The organism is Streptomyces malaysiensis subsp. samsunensis (assembly GCF_024519315.1).
In the GTDB taxonomy this organism is placed as follows: Bacteria; Actinomycetota; Actinomycetes; order Streptomycetales; family Streptomycetaceae; genus Streptomyces; species Streptomyces malaysiensis.
In genome coordinates, this window is record NZ_JANIIC010000032.1 from 38,363 (window position 1) to 57,897 (window position 19,535).

15 protein-coding genes are annotated in these 19,535 nt (G+C 67.7%); 14 read left to right on the forward strand and 1 reads right to left on the reverse strand.

The window, feature by feature from the left end:
- The first annotated feature begins 73 nt into the window (after window positions 1-73).
- The 10 genes from NQU54_RS25685 to NQU54_RS25730 all read left to right on the forward strand — a co-directional run bounded on the left by NQU54_RS25685 (window position 74) and on the right by NQU54_RS25730 (window position 15,675).
- Window positions 74-820 (forward strand): prepilin peptidase, encoded by a 747-nt coding sequence (locus tag NQU54_RS25685; protein WP_257633179.1) that lies wholly within the window; start codon window positions 74-76, stop codon window positions 818-820.
- A 296-nt stretch (window positions 821-1,116) separates the two neighbouring features.
- Window positions 1,117-1,878 carry an isoprenyl transferase gene (locus NQU54_RS25690; protein ID WP_069864541.1) on the forward strand — a complete coding sequence of 254 codons (762 nt, stop codon included), beginning with the start codon at window positions 1,117-1,119 and terminating at the stop codon, window positions 1,876-1,878.
- Between the two features lie 398 nt (window positions 1,879-2,276).
- On the forward strand, window positions 2,277-3,614 hold the full coding sequence (gene phoH2 / locus NQU54_RS25695; protein ID WP_069864539.1) for an RNA 5'-3' helicase PhoH2: 1,338 nt from the start codon (window positions 2,277-2,279) through the stop codon (window positions 3,612-3,614).
- A 428-nt stretch (window positions 3,615-4,042) separates the two neighbouring features.
- Complete coding sequence (locus tag NQU54_RS25700; protein WP_093707059.1) at window positions 4,043-4,756, forward strand: aggregation-promoting factor C-terminal-like domain-containing protein; 714 nt, start codon at window positions 4,043-4,045, stop codon at window positions 4,754-4,756.
- 141 nt (window positions 4,757-4,897) lie between these two features.
- Window positions 4,898-6,430, forward strand: coding sequence for an AI-2E family transporter (locus NQU54_RS25705; RefSeq protein ID WP_257633180.1), 1,533 nt, complete (start codon window positions 4,898-4,900; stop codon window positions 6,428-6,430).
- A gap of 411 nt (window positions 6,431-6,841) precedes the next feature.
- A complete protein-coding gene (locus tag NQU54_RS25710; protein ID WP_257633181.1) occupies window positions 6,842-7,519 on the forward strand; it encodes a hypothetical protein in 678 nt (225 codons plus the stop codon).
- Between the two features lie 56 nt (window positions 7,520-7,575).
- The gene (locus tag NQU54_RS25715) at window positions 7,576-9,627 is read left to right on the forward strand and encodes an N-6 DNA methylase (protein ID WP_257633182.1); all 2,052 of its coding nucleotides are present in this window, start codon (window positions 7,576-7,578) and stop codon (window positions 9,625-9,627) included.
- Between the two features lie 68 nt (window positions 9,628-9,695).
- Window positions 9,696-11,309: a class I SAM-dependent DNA methyltransferase gene (locus NQU54_RS25720; RefSeq protein ID WP_257633183.1), complete on the forward strand. Its 1,614-nt coding sequence runs from the start codon at window positions 9,696-9,698 to the stop codon at window positions 11,307-11,309.
- A gap of 266 nt (window positions 11,310-11,575) precedes the next feature.
- On the forward strand, window positions 11,576-12,436 hold the full coding sequence (locus NQU54_RS25725; protein WP_257633184.1) for a restriction endonuclease subunit S domain-containing protein: 861 nt from the start codon (window positions 11,576-11,578) through the stop codon (window positions 12,434-12,436).
- Window positions 12,433-15,675, forward strand: a complete 3,243-nt coding sequence (locus NQU54_RS25730) for a type I restriction endonuclease subunit R (RefSeq protein WP_257633185.1) — start codon at window positions 12,433-12,435, stop codon at window positions 15,673-15,675. The genes NQU54_RS25725 and NQU54_RS25730 overlap by 4 nt, the downstream gene beginning before the upstream one ends.
- 74 nt (window positions 15,676-15,749) lie before the next feature.
- On the opposite strand, the gene NQU54_RS25735 is transcribed toward NQU54_RS25730, so the two are convergent.
- Window positions 15,750-16,025: a hypothetical protein gene (locus tag NQU54_RS25735; RefSeq protein ID WP_257633186.1), complete on the reverse strand. Its 276-nt coding sequence runs from the start codon at window positions 16,023-16,025 to the stop codon at window positions 15,750-15,752.
- A gap of 116 nt (window positions 16,026-16,141) precedes the next feature.
- Between NQU54_RS25735 and NQU54_RS25740 the strand changes: the two genes are divergently transcribed.
- The 4 genes from NQU54_RS25740 to NQU54_RS25755 all read left to right on the forward strand — a co-directional run bounded on the left by NQU54_RS25740 (window position 16,142) and on the right by NQU54_RS25755 (window position 19,456).
- Entirely contained in the window at window positions 16,142-16,990 is an 849-nt protein-coding gene (locus tag NQU54_RS25740) for a helix-turn-helix domain-containing protein (protein ID WP_257633187.1), read from the forward strand.
- Complete coding sequence (locus NQU54_RS25745; RefSeq protein WP_257633188.1) at window positions 16,966-17,184, forward strand: DUF397 domain-containing protein; 219 nt, start codon at window positions 16,966-16,968, stop codon at window positions 17,182-17,184. The genes NQU54_RS25740 and NQU54_RS25745 overlap by 25 nt, the downstream gene beginning before the upstream one ends.
- A 131-nt stretch (window positions 17,185-17,315) precedes the next feature.
- Window positions 17,316-18,701 (forward strand): AAA family ATPase, encoded by a 1,386-nt coding sequence (locus NQU54_RS49820; RefSeq protein ID WP_257633189.1) that lies wholly within the window; start codon window positions 17,316-17,318, stop codon window positions 18,699-18,701.
- Window positions 18,698-19,456 (forward strand): HNH endonuclease family protein, encoded by a 759-nt coding sequence (locus NQU54_RS25755; protein WP_257633190.1) that lies wholly within the window; start codon window positions 18,698-18,700, stop codon window positions 19,454-19,456. The genes NQU54_RS49820 and NQU54_RS25755 overlap by 4 nt, the downstream gene beginning before the upstream one ends.
- The last annotated feature ends 79 nt before the right edge of the window (window positions 19,457-19,535 follow it).

Here is a 19,535-nt window from a genome sequence, read left to right on the forward strand (position 1 = left end):
TTCGGCCCTCCGCGCGCCGTCCGCCCGCCCCGGGCAGTGTTCCACCGGCCGGGCGCTTCCGTAGGCTCGGCCCGTGCAACCGCTGCTGATCGTGCTCGCCGCCGCGTACGGCGCGGCCGCCGGGCTGCTCGTACCGCGCCCGCTGTACCGGCTGGCCGTCGAGCCGGAGGAGCCCTGGCGCGGCGCCTGCCCGCGCGGGCACGCGCTCACCGGTCCGGCGGGCGGCTGGCTGGGCCCCGCCCGCTGCTCCGGCTGCCGGGACGGCGAGCGGGACTACGGGACCGGCCCGGTGCCCGCCGCGGCGCTCACCGCGCTGGTGTGCGCGGGCCTGGCGGCGGCCGTCGGCGCGCGCCCGGAGCTTGCGGTGTGGCTGCTGCTGGTGCCGCTGGGGGCGCTGCTCACGGCCGTGGACCTGGCGGTCAACCGGCTGCCGGACGTCCTCACCCTGCCCATGGCGGGCGGGGTCGCGGCGCTGCTCGGCGCGGCCGCGCTGCTGCCGCACAGCGCCGGGTCCTGGCCGCGGGCGCTGCTGGGCGGCGCGGTGCTGGGCGGGGCGTATCTGGTGCTGTTCCTGATCAGCCCGAGCGGGATGGGGTTCGGTGACGTCAAGCTGGCGCTGACGCTCGGGGTCGCCCTCGGCTGGTACGGCTGGGACGTGCTCTTCGTGGGCGCCTTCGCCGGGGTGCTGCTCGGCTGCTGCTGCGCCGTGGCCCTGGTGCTGACCCGGCGCGCCGGGCGCCGTACCGCGATGGCGTTCGGGCCGTTCATGATCCTCGGGGCGGGCGCCGGACTGGTGCTGGGGGCGCTCGGGGCCGGATGACACCGGCGCGCGGACGGCCGACCCCGCCGAGATGCATGGACATCCCCTCACAAAGCGTTATGGTGGAAACCCCCCCTCGGGCCGGTCCGTACTCCCCCCCACGGACCGGCCCGCTCTATTTCGGGCTTCTGGGGCCCAAAGGGGCGGCACGTATCCCGCACAGTCGGCTACGAAGCGTGACGGAAAGCGTTCATCCGGCCGTCCCGGTTCGCCAGCCCCTCTGCCCCGCAGTAGGGTGTCGGCCTTGGGGCGGACTGCCATGGCGAGCCATGTGAAGCACTGAGGGGCTGGAAGACGTGAAGTTGCGCGACCTGGTGTACAGGCTCTACGCACGCCGGGTGGAAGGCCGCCTCGACCACGCCCAGGTGCCCAAGCACATCGGCGTCATCCTCGACGGCAACCGCCGCTGGGCCCGTGCCGCCGGGGGCACCACCGAGCAGGGGCACAAGGCCGGCGCCAGCAAGATCCAGGAGCTGCTCGGCTGGTGCAGCGAGACGGACGTCGAGGTCGTCACGCTCTGGCTGCTCTCCACCGACAACCTGGACCGCCCCGAGGAGGAGCTGGTACCGCTCCTGAGCATCGTCGAGGGCGCGGTGCGCCATCTGGCCGCGGACGGCCGCTGGCGGGTGCACCACGTCGGCAACCGCGATCTGCTGCCCTCCCGGACCCAGACGGTCCTCAAGGAGGCCGAGCGGGACACCGAGCACATCGACGGAATACTGGTCAACGTGGCCGTCGGCTACGGCGGACGGCAGGAGATCGCCGACGCGGTGCGGTCGCTGCTGCTGGACCACGCCACCAAGGGCACCTCCTTCGAGGAGCTCGCCGAGGTCGTCGACATCGACCTCATCTCCGAACACCTGTACACCCGTGGCCAGCCCGATCCGGACCTGGTGATCCGCACCAGCGGCGAGCAGCGGCTCTCCGGCTTCATGCTGTGGCAGAGTGCCCATTCGGAGTACTACTTCTGTGAAGTTTTCTGGCCCGCCTTCCGCAAGGTCGACTTCCTCCGCGCGCTGCGCGACTACGCCGCCCGTCACCGCAGGTACGGCAACTAGTTCCCGTCTGTAGCACAGGAGTTCACCGGCGCGGGGCCGGACGCCGACCGGCGTCCGGCCCCGCGGCCGTGTGACACGCCCGTTTCACAACGTTCATATCCGTGCCGTCATATGCCGTTGCATGCCCCCGCACGTTCGAGGGAATATCCCTTCCAGGTCGACGCCCTGTTCCACCTGTCCAGTTGGGTGTCGAACTGCCAGCGGACGGCATCGGGCCGTTCGCCCGGGAGGCCCTTTGCACACGGACGACTGTGCGGATCGTGCGTATGACGCGGAGGGCCGGCGCTCGGCCCTCCCCGTGGGGCCTGAGCCCGGTCCGTTCCCCGTCTGCGGCGGGGAATACCTCACTCCCGCGACGCCGTCGCACCCCAACCTCTCCCGAGGGGGTTCGTCCACCCGTGGTGACCAGCAAGAAACGCCGCGAGCACGACCGGCGCACCTATGTCCTCGACACCAGCGTCCTGCTGGCCGACCCCAACGCCATGGCCCGCTTCGACGAGCACGAAGTCGTGCTGCCGGTCGTGGTGGTCACGGAGCTGGAGGCCAAGCGGCACCACCCGGAGCTCGGGTACTTCGCACGGCAGGCGCTCCGCCTGCTGGACGAGTACCGCATCCGGTACGGCCGTCTGGACGCTCCGATCCCGATCGGCGATCTGGGCGGCACTCTGCGCGTCGAGCTCAACCACTCCGACCCGGGCATTCTCCCGGCCGCCTTCCTGAACCACGGCGGCAGGGTGGGGGACAACGACTCGCGGATCCTCGCGGTCGCCAGAAACCTCCAGGCCGAGGGGTATGACGTCACCGTCGTATCGAAGGATCTGCCGCTGCGCATCAAGGCGTCCTCGGTGGGGCTGCTCGCCGAGGAGTACCGCGCGGAGCTGGCGATAACCGACTCGGGCTGGACCGGGATGGCCGAGCTCGCCGTCTCGGCCGAGCAGGTGGACGATCTGTTCGCCGCCGAGACCGCGTTCGTCCCCGAGGCCGCCGGACTGCCCGTGCACACGGGCCTGGTGCTCCAGTCCGAGCGTGGCAACGCCCTGGGCCGGGTCACCCCGGACGGGCAGGTGCGGCTGGTGCGCGGCGACCGGGAGGCGTTCGGCATCCACGGACGCAGCGCGGAGCAGCGCATCGCGCTGGACCTGCTGCTCGACCCGGAGGTCGGCATCATCTCGATGGGCGGCCGGGCCGGTACGGGCAAGTCGGCGCTGGCGCTGTGCGCCGGTCTCGAGGCCGTGCTGGAGCGGCGTCAGCACCGCAAGGTGATGATCTTCCGCCCGCTGTACGCGGTGGGTGGCCAGGAGCTGGGCTATCTGCCCGGCACCGAGGCCGAGAAGATGAGCCCCTGGGCGCAGGCGGTCTTCGACACGCTGTCCGCGGTGACCAGCGCCGAGGTGATCGAGGAGGTCGTGGGGCGCGGAATGCTGGAGGTGCTGCCGCTGACGCATATCCGCGGCCGCTCGCTCCATGACGCCTTCGTCATCGTCGACGAGGCCCAGTCGCTGGAACGGAATGTGCTGCTGACGGTGCTGTCCCGGATCGGCGCCAACTCCCGGGTGGTGCTCACCCATGATGTGGCGCAGCGGGACAACCTCCGCGTCGGACGGTACGACGGGGTGGTGGCGGTCGTGGAGAAGCTGAAGGGGCATCCGCTGTTCGCGCATGTCACCCTGACCCGCTCCGAGCGTTCGCCGATCGCGGCGCTGGTGACCGAAATGCTGGAGGACGGCCACATCTGAGCCGGTTGAGCGGTTTGCGGCCACAGGCGCCGTGCGGAAAGGCCAACGAGCTTAGCCGCGCGGCGTCTTGGTGCGCGGGGATTTCCAGAAATCCTAGGGCGTAAACAAGATGTGAGCTTTCACACCTGGCGGGGAATTGCCTCCAGGGCTCCGCGTCCGGCAGGGTGTGGTTCCTGTCAGGCCCCGCATACGGCACACCAGTACCCCCAGCGGTACCGAGTCACAGCACCACCAGAATTGAACAGAGTTCGCCGTATGCCGCCCGAGCACCTCGAGGATCTCCCGCGGGAGATCCTCACCGGGCCCGTGCCTCCCGTGACCAGTCGGCCCCATGAGCACCACCGGGGACGGAACAAGGGGAGGCCAGCGTCAGGGGCACGATTGCGCTCGCGAGGTCACCTAAGCGGGCGACGCTGGAAGGAAACCGTGTGAGCCGGATTTCGGTCCGGGGATTCGCAGTGGCTTCGGCCACCGCGGTCACCACTGTGGGCGCCGTCGTCGGTGTCGCCGCGGGCGGACAGCAGCAGGGCTCGTCCGACCCGATCGAGGCGACCGCCGCCGACTCGACGCTCCTTGCGGACATACCTGCTGGACAGCAGGCCGTGGCGCAGACCGCATCCCTGACGCAGCAGGCGGACGTTCAGTCCACCGCGGCCGACGCGGAGGCGCGCAAGTCCGCCGAGGAGTCAGCCCGCAAGCAGGCGGCCAAGGACGCGAAGGCCAAGAAGGCCGCCGCGGACAAGGCAGCCGCCGAGAAGCTGGCCAAGGAGCGGGAGGCGAAGAAGGAGAAGGAGATCGCGAGCCGTTCGGCCACGCGTGACTCCTCCAGCTTCCCCCAGCAGGCTTCGTACACCATCGCCGAGGTCCAGGCGATGGCGCGGCAGATCGTGCCGAGTGGCCAGTTCCAGTGCTTCAGCAACATCGTGGACCACGAGTCCACCTGGAACTACAAGGCCACCAACCCCTCGTCGGGGGCCTACGGTCTGGTGCAGGCGCTGCCGGCCGGCAAGATGGCCTCGGCGGGCGCCGACTGGCAGACCAACCCGGCCACACAGATCAAGTGGGGCCTGAACTACATGAACGAGCGCTACGGCAGCCCGTGCGATGCGTGGTCGTTCTGGCAGGCCAACGGCCACTACTGAGCCGGTTCCGCCGGGCTCGCACCGGCGGCGGACCATGCTCGGCTTCACGAAACCCCCGGCTCAGGTCGGGGGTTTCGTGCTTCCCCGGCAGGTAACGTCTCTTTGACGGCCGAGGGGGAAACTGGGGGTAGGAAACGAGAAATGTCCAAATTGCCGCAGTGGGTCGGCAGGCTGGGAACCGGACTTACCCGGCTCGCCCATCGGCTCGAATCCCAAGAGGCCGAGATGCGGGGGCGCGACGGCGACGGCGACACCGCCCCACGGACCCCACCGGGGCCCGAACCATCAGAGGAACGTCCGCGGGGGATACATCCGTCCGGCGGGGCGCCCGGCCCCGGAGCGGGCCAGGACCACGGCGCGGGTCCCGCGCGGGGCGGCGCGGAGGGCGCTGAGGGCCCGGAGGGCGCCAAGGGCCACGAACGCGCGGAGAGTCCCGCGGGCGCCGCGGGGGAGGGCGAGGCAGCCCGGCCGGAGCCGTCCAGCGTGCCCGCCCCGCCCGCCTACGCCCCCGCCGTCTCCGCCCGACCCGATCCGGTGTCCGCCGTGCCCTGGGGCGTCCGTGTGGCCGCCGAGGCGGCCTGGCGGCTGCTGGTGCTCGGCGGCACGGTGTGGGTGCTCATGAGGGTCATCAGCTCCGTCGAGCTGGTGGTGCTGTCCTTCACCGTCGCGCTGCTCATCACCGCGCTGCTGGAGCCCACCGTGACCCGGCTGCGGCGGCGCGGTGTGCCCCGCGGGCTGGCCACCGCGATCACCTTCATCTCCGGCTTCGTCATCATGGGCCTGGTCGTGTGGTTCGTGGTCTGGCAGGTCATGGAGAACATCGACGAGGTCTCGGGCGAGGTCCAGGCCGGTATCGACGATCTGCGCCGCTGGCTGCTGCACAGCCCGTTCCATGTGACCGAGAAGCAGATCAACCACATCGCCAAGAGTCTGCGCGACGCGGTCGGCGCCAACACCGAGCAGATCACCTCGGCGGGGCTGGAGGGCGTCACGGTCGTCGTCGAGATGCTGACCGGCATTCTGCTGACGATGTTCTCCACGCTCTTCCTGCTGTACGACGGCCCGAAGATCTGGAACTGGACCCTCAAGCTGGTCCCCGCCCCGGCCCGTGAGGGCGTGGCGGGCGCGGGCCCGCGGGCCTGGGCCACGCTGACCGCCTATGTGCGCGGCACGGTGATCGTGGCGCTGATCGACGCGATCTTCATCGGTGTGGGCCTGTTCTTCCTCGATGTCCCGATGGCCGTGCCACTCGCCGTCTTCATCTTCCTCTTCGCCTTCATCCCGCTGGTGGGTGCGGTGGTCTCCGGTGCGCTCGCGGTGGTCGTGGCGCTGGTCACCCAGGGCGTGTTCACAGGGGCGATGGTGCTGATCGTGGTGCTGGCCGTACAGCAGATCGAGGGCCATGTGCTCCAGCCCTTCATCCTCGGCCGGGCGGTGCGGGTCCATCCGCTGGCCGTGGTGCTCTCGGTCGCGGCCGGTTCGCTGATCGGCGGCATCGGGGGCGCGGTGGTGGCCGTTCCGCTGGTGGCGGTCGCCAATACGGTGGTCGTCTATCTGCGCTCCTACAGCCAGGAGAACGCCCTGCGCGCACTCCCGGGCCCGCACGGCGCGACCGCCTCCGACACGGCGCCCGCCTTGCCCCCGGGCGTGCCGCCAGGGGAGGGCGGTGGATGAGGCGACGGGACATCGAATACACAGGGTCGGTCACTGATGGTGGCCGACCCTGTGTGCGTCCGGGGCGGTGAGCATGTGGATGGAGCGATGCGTTCATGCGGAGCCATGAAAAGGGCCTTCACGATTAGCCTTTGATGAAGTGCGATCTCTGAGAACCCGGCTTCTCACCAAGAAACTTGCTGCTATTCTTTGCGTGCCCTAAAGTCATGGACGGGCGAGATCGGGCCCCTCATGAAGCAGGGAGCTCAACGCCTTCAGGCGCCATCTCGGCTCAGAAGTGACGTGTCACCGTGGACACGGAGTGTTGCTATGTCCTGGCATAGCTACGCCCCGGGCCGCATGCAAGCAGAGGCAGACACCGGGGCTCACGTAGGCAGAGTACCACTTCCCCGGTCATCGGGGAGGGGCGCGGTGGACGGGGTAACGCTCAAACTTGTTCGTGAGGCGATTTCAGCCGAGCGGTTCGATCGCTACCAGCAGGGACTGCCGGGACCGGAAGCCGAAGCACGTGCGTTGCGGCGCTACGTATGGAACATCGAGGTTTCCGCAGCGTTATTCGGGCCGCTTCACATCCTCGAGGTCATCATGCGCAACGCGATGCACCAGCGGCTCCAGGTGCTTTTCGGACGTGTGGACTGGTGGAGCGACCCTGCGGTGAATCTGCACCATCCGGCCCGGAGGATGGCAGTCAGCGCCATCGAACAGGTGGTGAAGGACAAGCCCCGGCATGCGCCCGCGGATGTGGTTCCGGCGCTGACGTTCGGCTTCTGGGTGAGTCTCCTGGGGCGGGGCAACGACTACGAGACGCGTTTGTGGCGCCCGGCGCTGCACCGTGCCTTCCCGGGTTTCCGGGGCAAGCGGACCGCGCTCCACAGCGAGTTGCAGTATCTGCGCAAGCTCCGGAACCGGATCATGCACCATGAGCCCATTCATCACCGCCACTTGGCCGCCGACCACGCCACGCTCCTGCGCGCGATCGGCTACGTGTCCGCCGAGACCGCTGACTGCGTGCGACGGTTCGACCGCGTCCCCCAGGTACTGGCGAAGAAGGGCGCGGTGGAGCGGGGAGAGATTCCGCCTTCGTTCTGAGCGATGGAGCGGGCCGCGGCCCGTCTGCGGGGAATCAGCTGAGGAAGGAGGGGTTGATGGAGCGGGAACTGGTGTCGTTGAGCGACATCAAGGAATTGGCCGAGGTCGGGCGGCCCACCGTCACCAACTGGCGGCGTCGGCATTCCGCCCACGCCTCAGCTTCCGCCGGCGGCGGGCGCACCGCCTTCCCCGAACCCGTCGGCGGTACGGATGCCAAGCCGCTCTTCGACGCCGAGGAAGTCGCCAGCTGGCTGGACCGTCGTCCCGCCCCGAATGAGCCTGGGAGGCCGGGCCACCGTACGTACGGAGATCGGTTCCGCCACGGACTGAGGCTGCGCGGGCTGGTCACGCTGAGGTACGAGGTCGGCTCGGGGGAATCGCTGATCACCTCCGCGCTTGCGCTGGCCGCCGGCCACGAAGCGGACGGAGACGGCGTTGCGGTGGACCTCCCGGATGCTCCGCTTGCGGACGGGGTGGGAGTCGACTCCCGGGTGCGGAAAGTGATGAAGGAGCTCATCGCGGTCGAGGGTCCGGCGCGGGCCGCCGACCGGGTGCTGAAACTGGCGGATCAGCTGGATTCCGACCTGTCCATGACCGCCACCCCCGAGCCGGTGGCCCGGCTGACCGAGTCCTTGGTGGGAAGCGTCGCCGGGCTACGGGTGATCGACCTGTCCGCCGATACGGGAAGCATGTTGCTCGCTCTTCCGGGACTGCACCGGGCCCGCGCCATCACAGCGGTGGAAGCCGACCCATTGCGTCGGACGCTGCTCCGATACCGTTTGCTGGCTCACGGCGTTGCCCAAGGGCAGGTATCCGAGGAGCTTGAGGAAAGCGGCTCTCCCGTAGCCGATGTCGTTGTGGCGGACCCCCCGTACGCTCCGGTGGAACGGGAGAAGGACGCCGTAGGGCCTCTGCACTGGGCGGAACACGCCGTGCGGCTGCTGGCGGCCGAGGGCCGGGCATACGTCCTCGTACCGACGTGGACCCTGACCCGGCCGCGTGGCCAGAACCACGGGCCCACGGTAGAAGCCCGGGACCGGCTGCTGAGCCGGGGCCACATCGAGACGATCGTGCAACTCCCGCGCCGTGTGCATCCCTTCCTCACCGGCGCCGAGTTCGCGCTGCTGGTGCTTCGCCCCGCGCGGGAGCCCGAACCGGTGCTGCTCGTCGACGCCGACCGCATCGCTCAGCGGCCCGGCGTGGGGTGGATCGACGAGGTGACGGTGGCGGTCGACGGAGGGGCCGCGCCCGGCCCCGAGGCATGGCACCGCGTCCCGGTCCGGCCTTCCCGCCCCGGCACCGAGCGGCTGCTCGACGGCCGCTCGGTGCTGCCCGCTCACCGGCTCGCCGAACCGGAGCCGGGAACGGACCACGTGCGGCGGGTCCTGGACGCCCGGCGCTCGGCGGCGGCGGCCCTGCCACGGTTGCGCGACTGGCTCGGAGAGGTGGACGTTTCCGAACGCGAGATCCGGGGTCGTCACCGCAAACTGGCGGAACACTTGCGCGCAGGCCAGCTCCGGCTCCTCTCCGGCCACCGCATCAAGGACACCGACATCGCGGACACGGGCCTGGTCGTCATCGGCCGGGAGGAGATGCTGGGAGAACTGCCGGTGGGGCGGCGGCGGATCGCCTTGGAGAGCCTGGCCCGGTACTCGAAGGCCGCGACCACCGAAGCCGGGGACGTCCTCTTGCTCACCGAACACGGTGTCCGCAGTCGGGTGGACGAGACCGGGGGCTGTGTTCTGCTCGCCCCGGTGCAGGGCCTGCGGATCGCGGCCCTCCGCGCACACCGCCGGCGCGAGGCCGAGGGCGAGCCGGTGGACCCCGCCGACCTGTGGATGCGTCCCCAGACCCTGGCTCAGCTCCTTCAGGCCCCCCGTAACCAGCGACGCAGCAGCGGTTCGCTGGTGCGACGGGTGAGCGTACGGGACATGGACCTGCCACAGGTGTCCGGGGCTGAGGTGGCCGAAGCGGAGGCCATTTTGAGCGAGACTGAACGTCTGCGGGCCGAGGTTCGCCGCCAGTTGGGAGCGTTGGACGAATTGTCCGCCCGGCTCGCGGCGGGCCTCGCGGACGGGGCGGTGGCGGTGCGCCGCCGCGCCACCTGAACCATCACCGGGGCCACCCGAGCCCTCATCCGGAACACGGAACGCCAACAGGAGAGAAGGAAACCCCCGTGCCGCCACGGAAGAAGAAGGACACCAAGCCCGAGGACATGAAGGCGATCCTCTGGAAGTCCGCCGACAAGCTGCGCGGCAGCCTGGACGCGGCCGAATACAAGCACTTTGTTCTGGGGCTGGTGTTCCTGAAGTACGTCTCGGCGGCTATGGCCGAGAAGCGGGAGCAGCTTGAGGCCGAGCTGCGTGCGGAGGGCGGCTGGAGCGAGCAGGCGATCCTCGAAACGCTGGAGGAGAGGGACGAGTACACCGGCGCCGGTATCTTCTACGTCCCGCCGACCGCACGGTGGGAGACGGTACTGGAGAGCGCCAAGGGCACGCTGGAGGGCCAGACCATCGGCGAGGCCATCGACGCGGCGATGCGAGCCATCGAGGGCTTCAACCCGAGCCTGAAGAACACGCTCCCCAAGATCTACAACAGCGGCCGGGTCGACAATCAACGGTTGGCCGATCTGGTCAAGCTGCTGGACCGGCTGATCTTCCAGGCCCAGGTCGGTGAGGACGGAAAGCGGACTGGTGCGCGGGATCTGATGGGGGAGGTGTACGAGTACTTCCTCGGGGAGTTCGCCCTTCAGGAGGGCCGGAAGGGCGGGGAGTTCTTCACCCCGCCGAGTGTGGTCCAATTGCTGGTGGAAATGCTAGAGCCGGTGGAGGGCGAGCGGGTTCTCGACCCGGCGTGCGGCTCGGGTGGCATGTTCGTGCAGGCGGAGAAGTTCATCGAGACGCATGGCGGTAACCCGCTCAACGTCTCGGTCTTCGGGCAGGAACGCAATCTGACGACCTGGCGCCTGGCCCATATGAACCTTGCCATTCACGGCATCGAGGCGAATCTGGGCGATGAGGCGGCCGACTCGTTCCACAACGACAAGCATCCGGACATCAAGGCCGATGTGGTGCTGGCCAATCCGCCGTTCAACATCTCCGACTGGGGCGGCGAACTGCTGGGCATGGACCGGCGGTGGACGTACGGAACGCCGCCGGTCGGTAACGCGAACTACGCGTGGCTTCAGCACATGGTGAGCAAGCTGACGCCCCAGGGCAGGGCGGGCATCGTCCTGGCGAACGGCTCGATGAGTAGCAAGCAGTCGGGCGAGGGCGATATCCGCGCGGCGATGGTCGAGGATGATCTGGTGGCGTGCATGGTCGCGCTGCCGGGACAGTTGTTCCGGTCGACGCAGATCCCGGCGTGCTTGTGGTTCCTGGCCCGGGGGAAGGGGCGAGAAGCGTCCCGTTGGGTGCGGGGGCGGAAGGGTGAGGTGCTGTTCATCGACGCTCGGTCCATGGGCGAGATGGAGACGCGGACGCTGAAGCGGCTGACGGCGGAGGAGATCGGGCGGATCGCGGGGATGTTCCGCGCGTGGCGGGGGGCGGAGGGGGCGGCATCCTATGAAGATGTGCCGGGCTTCTGCCGGAGCGCGGAACTGAATGAGATCCGTGAGCATGACTTCGTGCTGACGCCGGGGCGGTACGTCGGCACGGCGGAGGTCGAGGAGGACCCGGACGCCGAGCCGGTGGAGGAGAAAATCGCGCGGCTGACGAAGGAGTTGTTCGGGCACTTTGAGGAGTCGGCACGGCTAGAGGCGGTCGTGCGCGAGCAGTTGGGGAGGCTGTGATGGAAACTTGGACACACTGCACCCTTGCTGATCTGTGTTCGTCTATCACAGTCGGCCACGTGGGATCCATGACAGCCGAATACAAGAGCAGTGGCGTACTTTTCTTGCGTTCGAAGAATGTGCGGCCGGGGTACCTTGACCTCTCCGATGTGGCATATATTGGAGCGGAATTTCATACCCGCTTGAGGAAGTCGCAATTGCGCCCCAATGATATCGTAATTGTCCGCACTGGGGCACCGGGTGCGGCCGCCCTAATCCCGGAAGGGATGGGTGATGTGAACTGCTCAGACGTCATCATCGCTCGTCCAGGGCGGCATGTGAACCCTAAGTTCTTGTGCTACTCCATCAACGCTACGGCGGGCTCTTTTGTGGCAGCGCACACTGTTGGCGCCGTCCAGCAGCACTTCAATATTGGATCGGCGAAGGGCTTGAGGCTGTACGTCCCCCCGTTGGCGGAACAGTGTGCCATTGCTGAGATGCTCGGGGCTCTGGACGACAAGGCCGCAGCCAATGATCAAATTGAAGGGACGGGGATCTCGCTGGGAAGGGCGTTGCTTGGCAAAGAGTTGCAAGGCGCGACATCTGAGGTCCCGCTCGGAGAGGTTGCTGATCTCGTCTATGGGAAAGCTCTGCCTGCGTCCCAGAGGCGGCAAGGTGTCACGCCAGTGTTCGGGTGTACTGGGCAAGTTGGCTGGCATGACGTGCCGTTGACAGCCATGGGATGCCCCGTGGTCGGGCGAAAGGGCGCCAACGCGGGGCATGTTTCCTGGATGTCGAAGCCCGGGTGGGTGATCGATACCGCTTTCTATGCTAAGCCGGTGAATTCAGCAATCACGAATGAAGCGCTGTACTTCCTTCTTGAGTCTGCATCCATTGATGCGTTGACTGCGGATTCTGCTGTTCCTGGAGTGAATCGTAACGTGGCTCTCAGGCATCGCATCCTCGTTCCTGAGCTTGACGCTTTGCGGCGGTTCGGGGAGTGGGCTAGGGAACTGCTAACGGCATCCGTGCAGGCAGAGACGGAATCACGAACCCTCGCCGAACTCCGAGACACCCTGCTCCCCAAATTGATCTCCGGACAGATCCGCATTAAGGACGCCGAACGCGCCGTAGAGGAGGTCGTATGACCGACGGCATTTCCGAGGAACCTGGCTCCGAGGAACCGCCTATAAGAGACCTGTCCGAGGCCGATTGGGAGCTTTACGCCCTTGACCTCCTCGCCGAGCGCGGCTGGCCGCACATCCCCGGCCGCGAACTCGGCCCCTCGGGCGGCGTGCGCAAGAGCTGGCGGGACCTCGTCCTCTATCCGCGTCTGCGTCAGGCCATCGTCAGCCGTTATCCCCAGCTCCCGGCCCCCGCAGTCGAGGACGCCATCAAAGATCTCCTCGACCAGTCCACCGCCAATGAACTCCGCGAGAACCACCGCTTCCACCAGAAACTCACCACCATCGGTGCCAAGGTCAGCTACACCGACCCCCTCACCGACGAAGAGCACCATGTCACGGTCCGCCCCGTCGACTTCTCCAACCCCCACGGCAACGACCTGCTCGCCGCCAGTCAGGTCCGCGTCGTCAGCGACAAAGGCCGCACGTTCGTCTTCGACATCGTCCTCTATATCAACGGCCTGCCCCTCGCCCTCATCGAGCTCAAAAAAGCCTCCAGCACGGACAGCTCCCGTACCGCTTACGACCAGATCCAGAACTACCGCCGCGAGCTGAAGACCACCGCCTTTGCGACCATCCTCGCCACCGTCGCCACCGATGGCATAACGGCCCGCATCGGCACCCCCTTCACGCCCTGGCAGCACATGGCCCCCTGGCACGCCACCGAAGACGGTGTCCTGCTCCGCAAGGAGGAGCGCGAGGACGGCCGGGCGTTGGAGCGGATGGTCGACGGGCCGCTGGAGCCGGACCGGTTCCTCGATCTGCTTGCCAACTTCCTCTCCTACTCCGCCGAGAACACCGGCGCCGTGGACACGGTCAAGATGGCCAAGGCGCATCAGTACATCGCGGTCAACAAAGCAGTGCAGGCCACCGAATCCGCCGTCGCCACCGACGGCCGTGCGGGTGTTGTCTGGCATACCCAAGGCGCCGGCAAGAGCGAAGAAATGCTCTTCTACACGGCCAAGATCTCGGGCTCCCGTACACCCGAGCTGGCCAATCCCACCGTCGTGCTGCTCACCGACCGCATCGATCTCGATGGCCAGCTCTTCAAGACGTTCGCCAAGAGCCGCAGTTTGCACCAGGCGGTCGGAGAGCCGGTGAAGGCCGAGGACGCGACCCGACTGCGCGAGCTGCTGACGACGCGCGCCGGCGGGGTGGTGTTCACGACACTCCAGAAGTTCCGGCTCAGTAAAGAAGAGCGTGAGGCGAAGGTTCGGCATCCGGAGCTTTCCCCGCGACGCGACGTCATTGTCATCGTCGACGAGGCCCACCGCAGCCACTACGACTTCTATGACGGCTTTGCGCGCCATCTGCGCGATGCGCTCCCGCACGCTACCTTCATCGCCTTCACCGGCACCCCGATCGACAACACGACCGGCAACACGCGCGCCGTCTTCGGCGACGACATCCACACCTACGACCTCACTCAGGCCGTGGACGACGGCGCGACCGTGCCCGTCTTCTACGAGCCGCACCTCACCAAGGTCAAGATTCCCGACGATGCTGACCTCGATGAGTTGAACGCCCAGGCCGAGGGCCTGGTGGAAGGGTTCTCGGAGGAGGAGAAGCGCAAGGCGCAGCGAAAGTTCGCCTCCTACGAGAGCCTGATCGGCGCGCCGGAGCGGGTGGAGGAACTGGCGGACGGCGTCTTGACGCACTGGGACGCCCGCAGCGCCGAGATGAAGAAGCTCACCGGCAAGACCGGCAAGGGCATGGTGGTGTGTGCCTCCCGGGCCATCGCCGCCCGGCTCTTCGAGGCGCTGGCCCGCCGTCGTGCCGACTGGATCGGCGAGCGCGACAAGAAGACCGGCCTGCTCCGCGATGACACCGGCCGCATCAAGGTCGTCTTCACGGGAAACCCGTCCAGGGACGATGACGAGGTCGTCGACTACGTCCGTACCCCGACGCAGCTCAAGGAGATTCAGAAGCGCGTACTGAAGGAGGACGATGAGCTTGAGCTGATCATCGTCCAGTCCCTGTGGTTGACCGGATTCGACGCCCCGCCCCTCCATACCCTCTACCTCGACCGCCGGATGCGCGGTGCGGCACTCATGCAGGCCATCGCCCGGGTGAACCGCACCTGGGGTGAGAAGCCGTCCGGGCTCGTGGTGGATTTCCAGGGCGTGGCCCGATACATCGAGCAGGCTCTGGCCGAGTACTCCGACCGGGACCGCGAGAAGGGCACCATCGGCGCGCACATCTCCGAGGCGGCCGACGCGGTGCGCGAGCAGCATCAGCGGCTGACGGAGATCCTGCACGGTTGCGCATGGCGGGAAGTGCTGGCTTCCGGTGAGCGGCAGGCGTACCGAGAGGCGATTCTGGAGGTCCTGGACTTCTTCCAGATCGCCGAACCTCATCTGTCACCGGGCCAGCCCACCCGCAGACAGCGGTTCATGCACTACTCCCGGCTCCTGGCACAAGCCTTCACCCTTTGCCCCACGGCACCCGAGATCCAGGACCTGTTGCCCGACATCCAGTTCTTCGAGGCCGTCCGTACGCACCGCGAGAAGCTCACCGCTCAGGCGAACGAGGAACAGGGGCTGGCCACGGCTGCCGATGTGCGGCTGCTGATCGAACAGCTCAACGCCCAGGCAGTGGCGGTCGACGGCATCGTCGACATCTACGATGCCGCAGGGATCGTGAAGCCCGACCTCTCGCACCTGGACGAGGACTTCATCGACGAACTGAAGTCGAGTCGCCACCCCCACCTCGCCATCGAGGCGCTGCGTCAGGCGATGACCAAGCAGATCCGCGAAACGCAAGCAGGCAACATCACTCGGGAGAAACTGTTCACCGACAAGATGAAGGCGGTAATGAACCGCTACATCAATGGTCTGCTGACCACCGCCCAGGTCATCGACCTTCTGGTGAGCGTGGCGCGGGAAAGTGCCGCCGACCACGAGCGTGCGCGGGAACTGGGGCTGACCAAAGACGAGCTGGATTTCTACGACGCGGTGGCGGCCAACCCGTCTGCGGTTGAAGAGCTCGGCAAGGGCATCCTCGCCCAGATCGCGAAGGCCCTGGTCGAACAGGTCCGCAACGACGTCACCATCGACTGGAAGGTGCGCGAGCAGGCCCGTGACCGCATCCGGGCGAAGGTGAAGCGTCTGCTGCGGCGCTTCGGCTATCCGCCGGACCGGCAGCCCGAAGCCATTGAGCGGGTGCTGAAGCAGACGGAGGTCAAGGCCGAGGAATGGGCCTGAGCCGCTGAATATGGTGGGTTTGAGCGGGGGACGGTCCGTTGGGCGGGCGTCGTCCCGGCCCAAACCCACCGCTTTTACGGCCGCCGCATCACGGTGCTGGCTCCCTTGCCCACACGGCATGCCGGGATCTCCCCGGGCGTCCAGGAGTCACCGAGGACGTAGCACAGCTCGGCGTGCAACTGCTCCGCCTCAACGGTGCTGAGGTGGAGCTGGCCGTCGCCCTGGTGCTCACCGTCGCGGACCACCCACAACGGCAGCGTCACGCCTTGGCCGGGATCGCCGTTCTGTGCCACGCGCTTGCCGGGGATTCGGTCCAACCGCCAGCCGCGTGCGGGGTTGTAAGACGCCATGTCATCCGGCCTTTCCTTACTCAGTGTTGCTGTTTGCCTCTCCAGAGTGGCCGGAAATGGCTACGGTCAACAGTGGGTGAGCGTTGCCAGCGAGGCAAGGAACACAGGGGGTCGTGATGCCCGCACGCAAGAGCGTTTCCGGACGCAAGCCGTCCGCGCGGCGGCTGCTGGCCGCCGAGGTGGCGCGGCTGCGGGGTGAGTCCGGCAAGTCGTTGGGGCAGTTGGCCGACGAGACGACCTACGACCGTACGTATCTCCACAAGCTGGAGACCGGGGTGCGGATCGGGTCTCCGGAGGTCATCGCCGCGCTGGACAAGGTCTACGGGACCGGGGAGCGGCTGGCGATGCTGTGGGAGCTGGCTCGCGAGGACGTGTTCCCCGACAAGTACAAGCGGTTCATGGAACTGGAGGCGACTGCCACCGTCCGGTACGAGTACTCGGCCGCTACGGTGCCGGGGCTGTTGCAGACCGAGGCGTATGCCCGGGAGGTGCTGGGGGTGGCCCGGCCAGGAGATGAACAGGAGTTGGAGGAACGCGTCGTCGCACGACTGGGTAGGCAGAGGGTGCTCCACCAGGACTCGCCACCCCACTACCGCGCTGTGCTCGATGAGGCTGTACTGCGCCGTGCCCTCAGCGAGCCGGAGGACTGGCAGCGACAGTTGGGCCATTTGCTAACGACTTCTCGGCTGGCTCATGTCACGCTTCAGGTGTTGCCCTTTTCCGCAGGGCTACATGGACTGATCGGCACGTCGCTGACCCTTCTGTGGCAGCCCGACGGTAGTGCTGTGGCCTATACGGAGGACTCACACTCGGGCGAACTGGTCGAAGAAGCAGGGGGCGTGGAACGGCTGCGACTGTCCTACGATCTGCTGCGGGACTCAGCCCTATCGCCACGGGAATCCGTGGCGTTCATTCAGCGAGTGATGGAGGACGACGCGACATGCGAAACGCTCGACCCGAACTGAGTGCAGCGCGGTGGCGTAAGTCCAGCTACAGCAATCCTGACGGCGGCAACTGCGTCGAGGTGGCCGACGGCCACCCCACCCTCGTCCCCGTCCGGGACAGCAAGAACCCCCACCACCCGGCGCTCATATTCGAGGCCCCTGCCTGGGCCGCGTTCCTCGCCGAGGTGAAGGCCGGGCGCATCGGCAACCGGTGATCGGCCACTCGTCGGCCGATCACCCCAGTTCACGTCACGGCTCACCCTGTCACCGCACCGTGAGAAAGTGAGCTGCCAGGTGGGGGTTGGGCGGTGGCGGCCGGGAGGCGCCGGGAGGCGAGGAGTCATAGGTGTACGTCACCAAGATCGGCCTTTCGAACGTCAGAGGGTTCACGGGGCCCCGCGCGGTGGATCTCACCCTCCCCGAGGGCGGTGGCTGGATCGTCATGGCGGGCCGCAACGGCTCGGGAAAGACCACGCTGCTCAAGGCCCTGGCCGTCGCGCTCGGCGGTCCCTCGGTGGCCCGCACCCTCGTGCCGGACTTCACCGGGTGGGTATCCCAGGGGGAACGGGAGGGCTGGGCCCAGGCGTTCATCGCCCGAGACCCATCACGCGATGTGCTGCGCGGTCGGGGGCGGGCGCCGGACGGGCCGCAGGTGCTCGGGCTGACCTGGACGTTGCCACCCTCTTCGGCGCCCGACCCCACGCTGAGCCATCCGGTCCGGCCCGACCTGGCGGCCTATCAGCCGCCGTACGGCTGGCCGGGCGCGGAGCGAGGCCCCTGGTCGGAGAACCCCCAGGGGTGGTTCTGCGCGGCGTACGGCCCGTTCCGGCGCTTGATGGGGGGTGCTGGCGAAGCCCAGCGGCTCATGCTCTCCCCTGGCCCGGCGGGCCGGATGGCCTCGCTGTTCCATGAGGACGTCTCCCTCGCGGAAGGCGTTTCCTGGCTGATCAATCTGCACCTGCGGAAACTGGAGGGGCGTCAGGGAGCTGAGGAGTTGCTGGGGGTCGTCACCGATCTGCTCTCGCATGGCCTGCTGCCGGAGGAATATCGCGTCGTGCGGGTGGATTCGGAGGGACTGTGGGTGGCCCGTGCCGACGGGGAACGCCCCACACCCACCTCATCCGCACGCAGTCGGCCCTTCCCCTTGCGGGAGATGAGCGACGGCTACCGCACTGTGGCCGCTCTGGTACTGGACATCGTCCGGCAGATACAGACCGCCTACGGCACGCTGGATGCGCGCGTCACGGACGACGGGCGGCCGCAAATCCGCATGCCCGGCGTCGTCATCATCGACGAGATCGACGCACATCTGCACGTCACCTGGCAGCGCCGCATCGGTGACTGGCTGCGTGATCACTTCCCGAACGTCCAGTTCATCGTCAGCAGCCACAGTCCCTATATCTGTCAGGCCGCTGACGAAGGCGGGCTCATCCGGCTGCCCGGCCCCGATGAGGACCGGTCACCCGAGGTCGTGGACGAGGACCTGTACCACCGCGTCGTCTTCGGCAGCGGGGACGATGCCGCGATCTCAGAGCTGTTCGGGTTGGAGACGCCCTACTCCAGCAGGGCCGAGAAGCACCGCCGGCGGTTCGTCTGGTTGGAGCGGAAGCTGTACGACGGGGAGGCGAGCGATGAGGAGGTCGCCGAGTACCACGAGCTCGACGATCTGCTGACCAGCTCCGTGGAGGCGCGGGTCACCGAGGTCGCGGCGCGGTTAGGACGTGGCGAGTGATCCCGATCCAGCGGATTCCGGCGCCGGATGAGCTCACCCAGGAGTTGGAGCAGTGCAAGAAGAAGGTCACTACGTGGGTGGCGGAGGGCAAGACCGTACGAGATGTCTGGTCCAACGGTGCCAAGGTGGCCAAGCGTCGTATACGGCAGCTGCTGGAGGAGATGGCGCCAGGCCGCAAACGGTGCATGTACTGCGAAGACAGCCTTGGCACGGACATCGACCACTTCCAGCCAATCGCTCTCGCTCCGGAGCGCGCGTTCGACTGGCTCAACCACTTGCTGGCCTGTTCGTACTGCAACAGCAATCTCAAGCGTGACGCCTACCCGCGCCACGAGGACACCGGTGAGGCCCTGCTGCTCGACCCGACGGCCGAGGACCCGGCGGACCACCTCGCACTGCGGCTGGGTTCCTGCCGGTATGAGGCCAGCACCCGCAAGGGTGCGGAAACCGTCCGGGTCTTCGGACTGAACGACCGGCAGGAGCTGGTCGGAGGACGGACGACGACGTACAAGACCTGCCGGGGCCTACTGGCGCAGTGGCATACGTATATCCGGGAAGGTGAGGAGGCCGAGGCCGCCGACCTGGCCCAGGCGTTACGGGAGCAGCCCTTCGCCGAGGTGCTGCGCGCCATGGAGCACCTATTGCGTGACAAACCGCACGTCGCGCGGCAGCTCTTCAGGGCACCGGTCCACGCCGCCCTGGTGGAGTGGGCACGAGCACCGGACGGCACACGGGAGTCCGCACCTCACGCATGAGGCACGAGCCATAGCCGAAGGGCGCCCCACCGATCGGTGGGGCGCCCTTCTTCCGCGAACCAACGGTGCGACCGTGCGC

Excerpts from the sequence above, each read along its gene's own strand:
- NQU54_RS25705 (WP_257633180.1), top strand. The coding sequence starts at position 4,898 with ATGTCCAAATTGCCGCAGTGGGTCGGCAGGCTGGGAACCGGACTTACC.
- NQU54_RS25715 (WP_257633182.1), top strand. The coding sequence starts at position 7,576 with ATGGAGCGGGAACTGGTGTCGTTGAGCGACATCAAGGAATTGGCCGAG.
- NQU54_RS25725 (WP_257633184.1), top strand. The coding sequence starts at position 11,576 with ATGGGTGATGTGAACTGCTCAGACGTCATCATCGCTCGTCCAGGGCGG.
- NQU54_RS25730 (WP_257633185.1), top strand. The coding sequence starts at position 12,433 with ATGACCGACGGCATTTCCGAGGAACCTGGCTCCGAGGAACCGCCTATA.
- NQU54_RS25735 (WP_257633186.1), bottom strand. The coding sequence starts at position 16,025 with ATGGCGTCTTACAACCCCGCACGCGGCTGGCGGTTGGACCGAATCCCC.
- NQU54_RS25740 (WP_257633187.1), top strand. The coding sequence starts at position 16,142 with ATGCCCGCACGCAAGAGCGTTTCCGGACGCAAGCCGTCCGCGCGGCGG.
- NQU54_RS25745 (WP_257633188.1), top strand. The coding sequence starts at position 16,966 with ATGCGAAACGCTCGACCCGAACTGAGTGCAGCGCGGTGGCGTAAGTCC.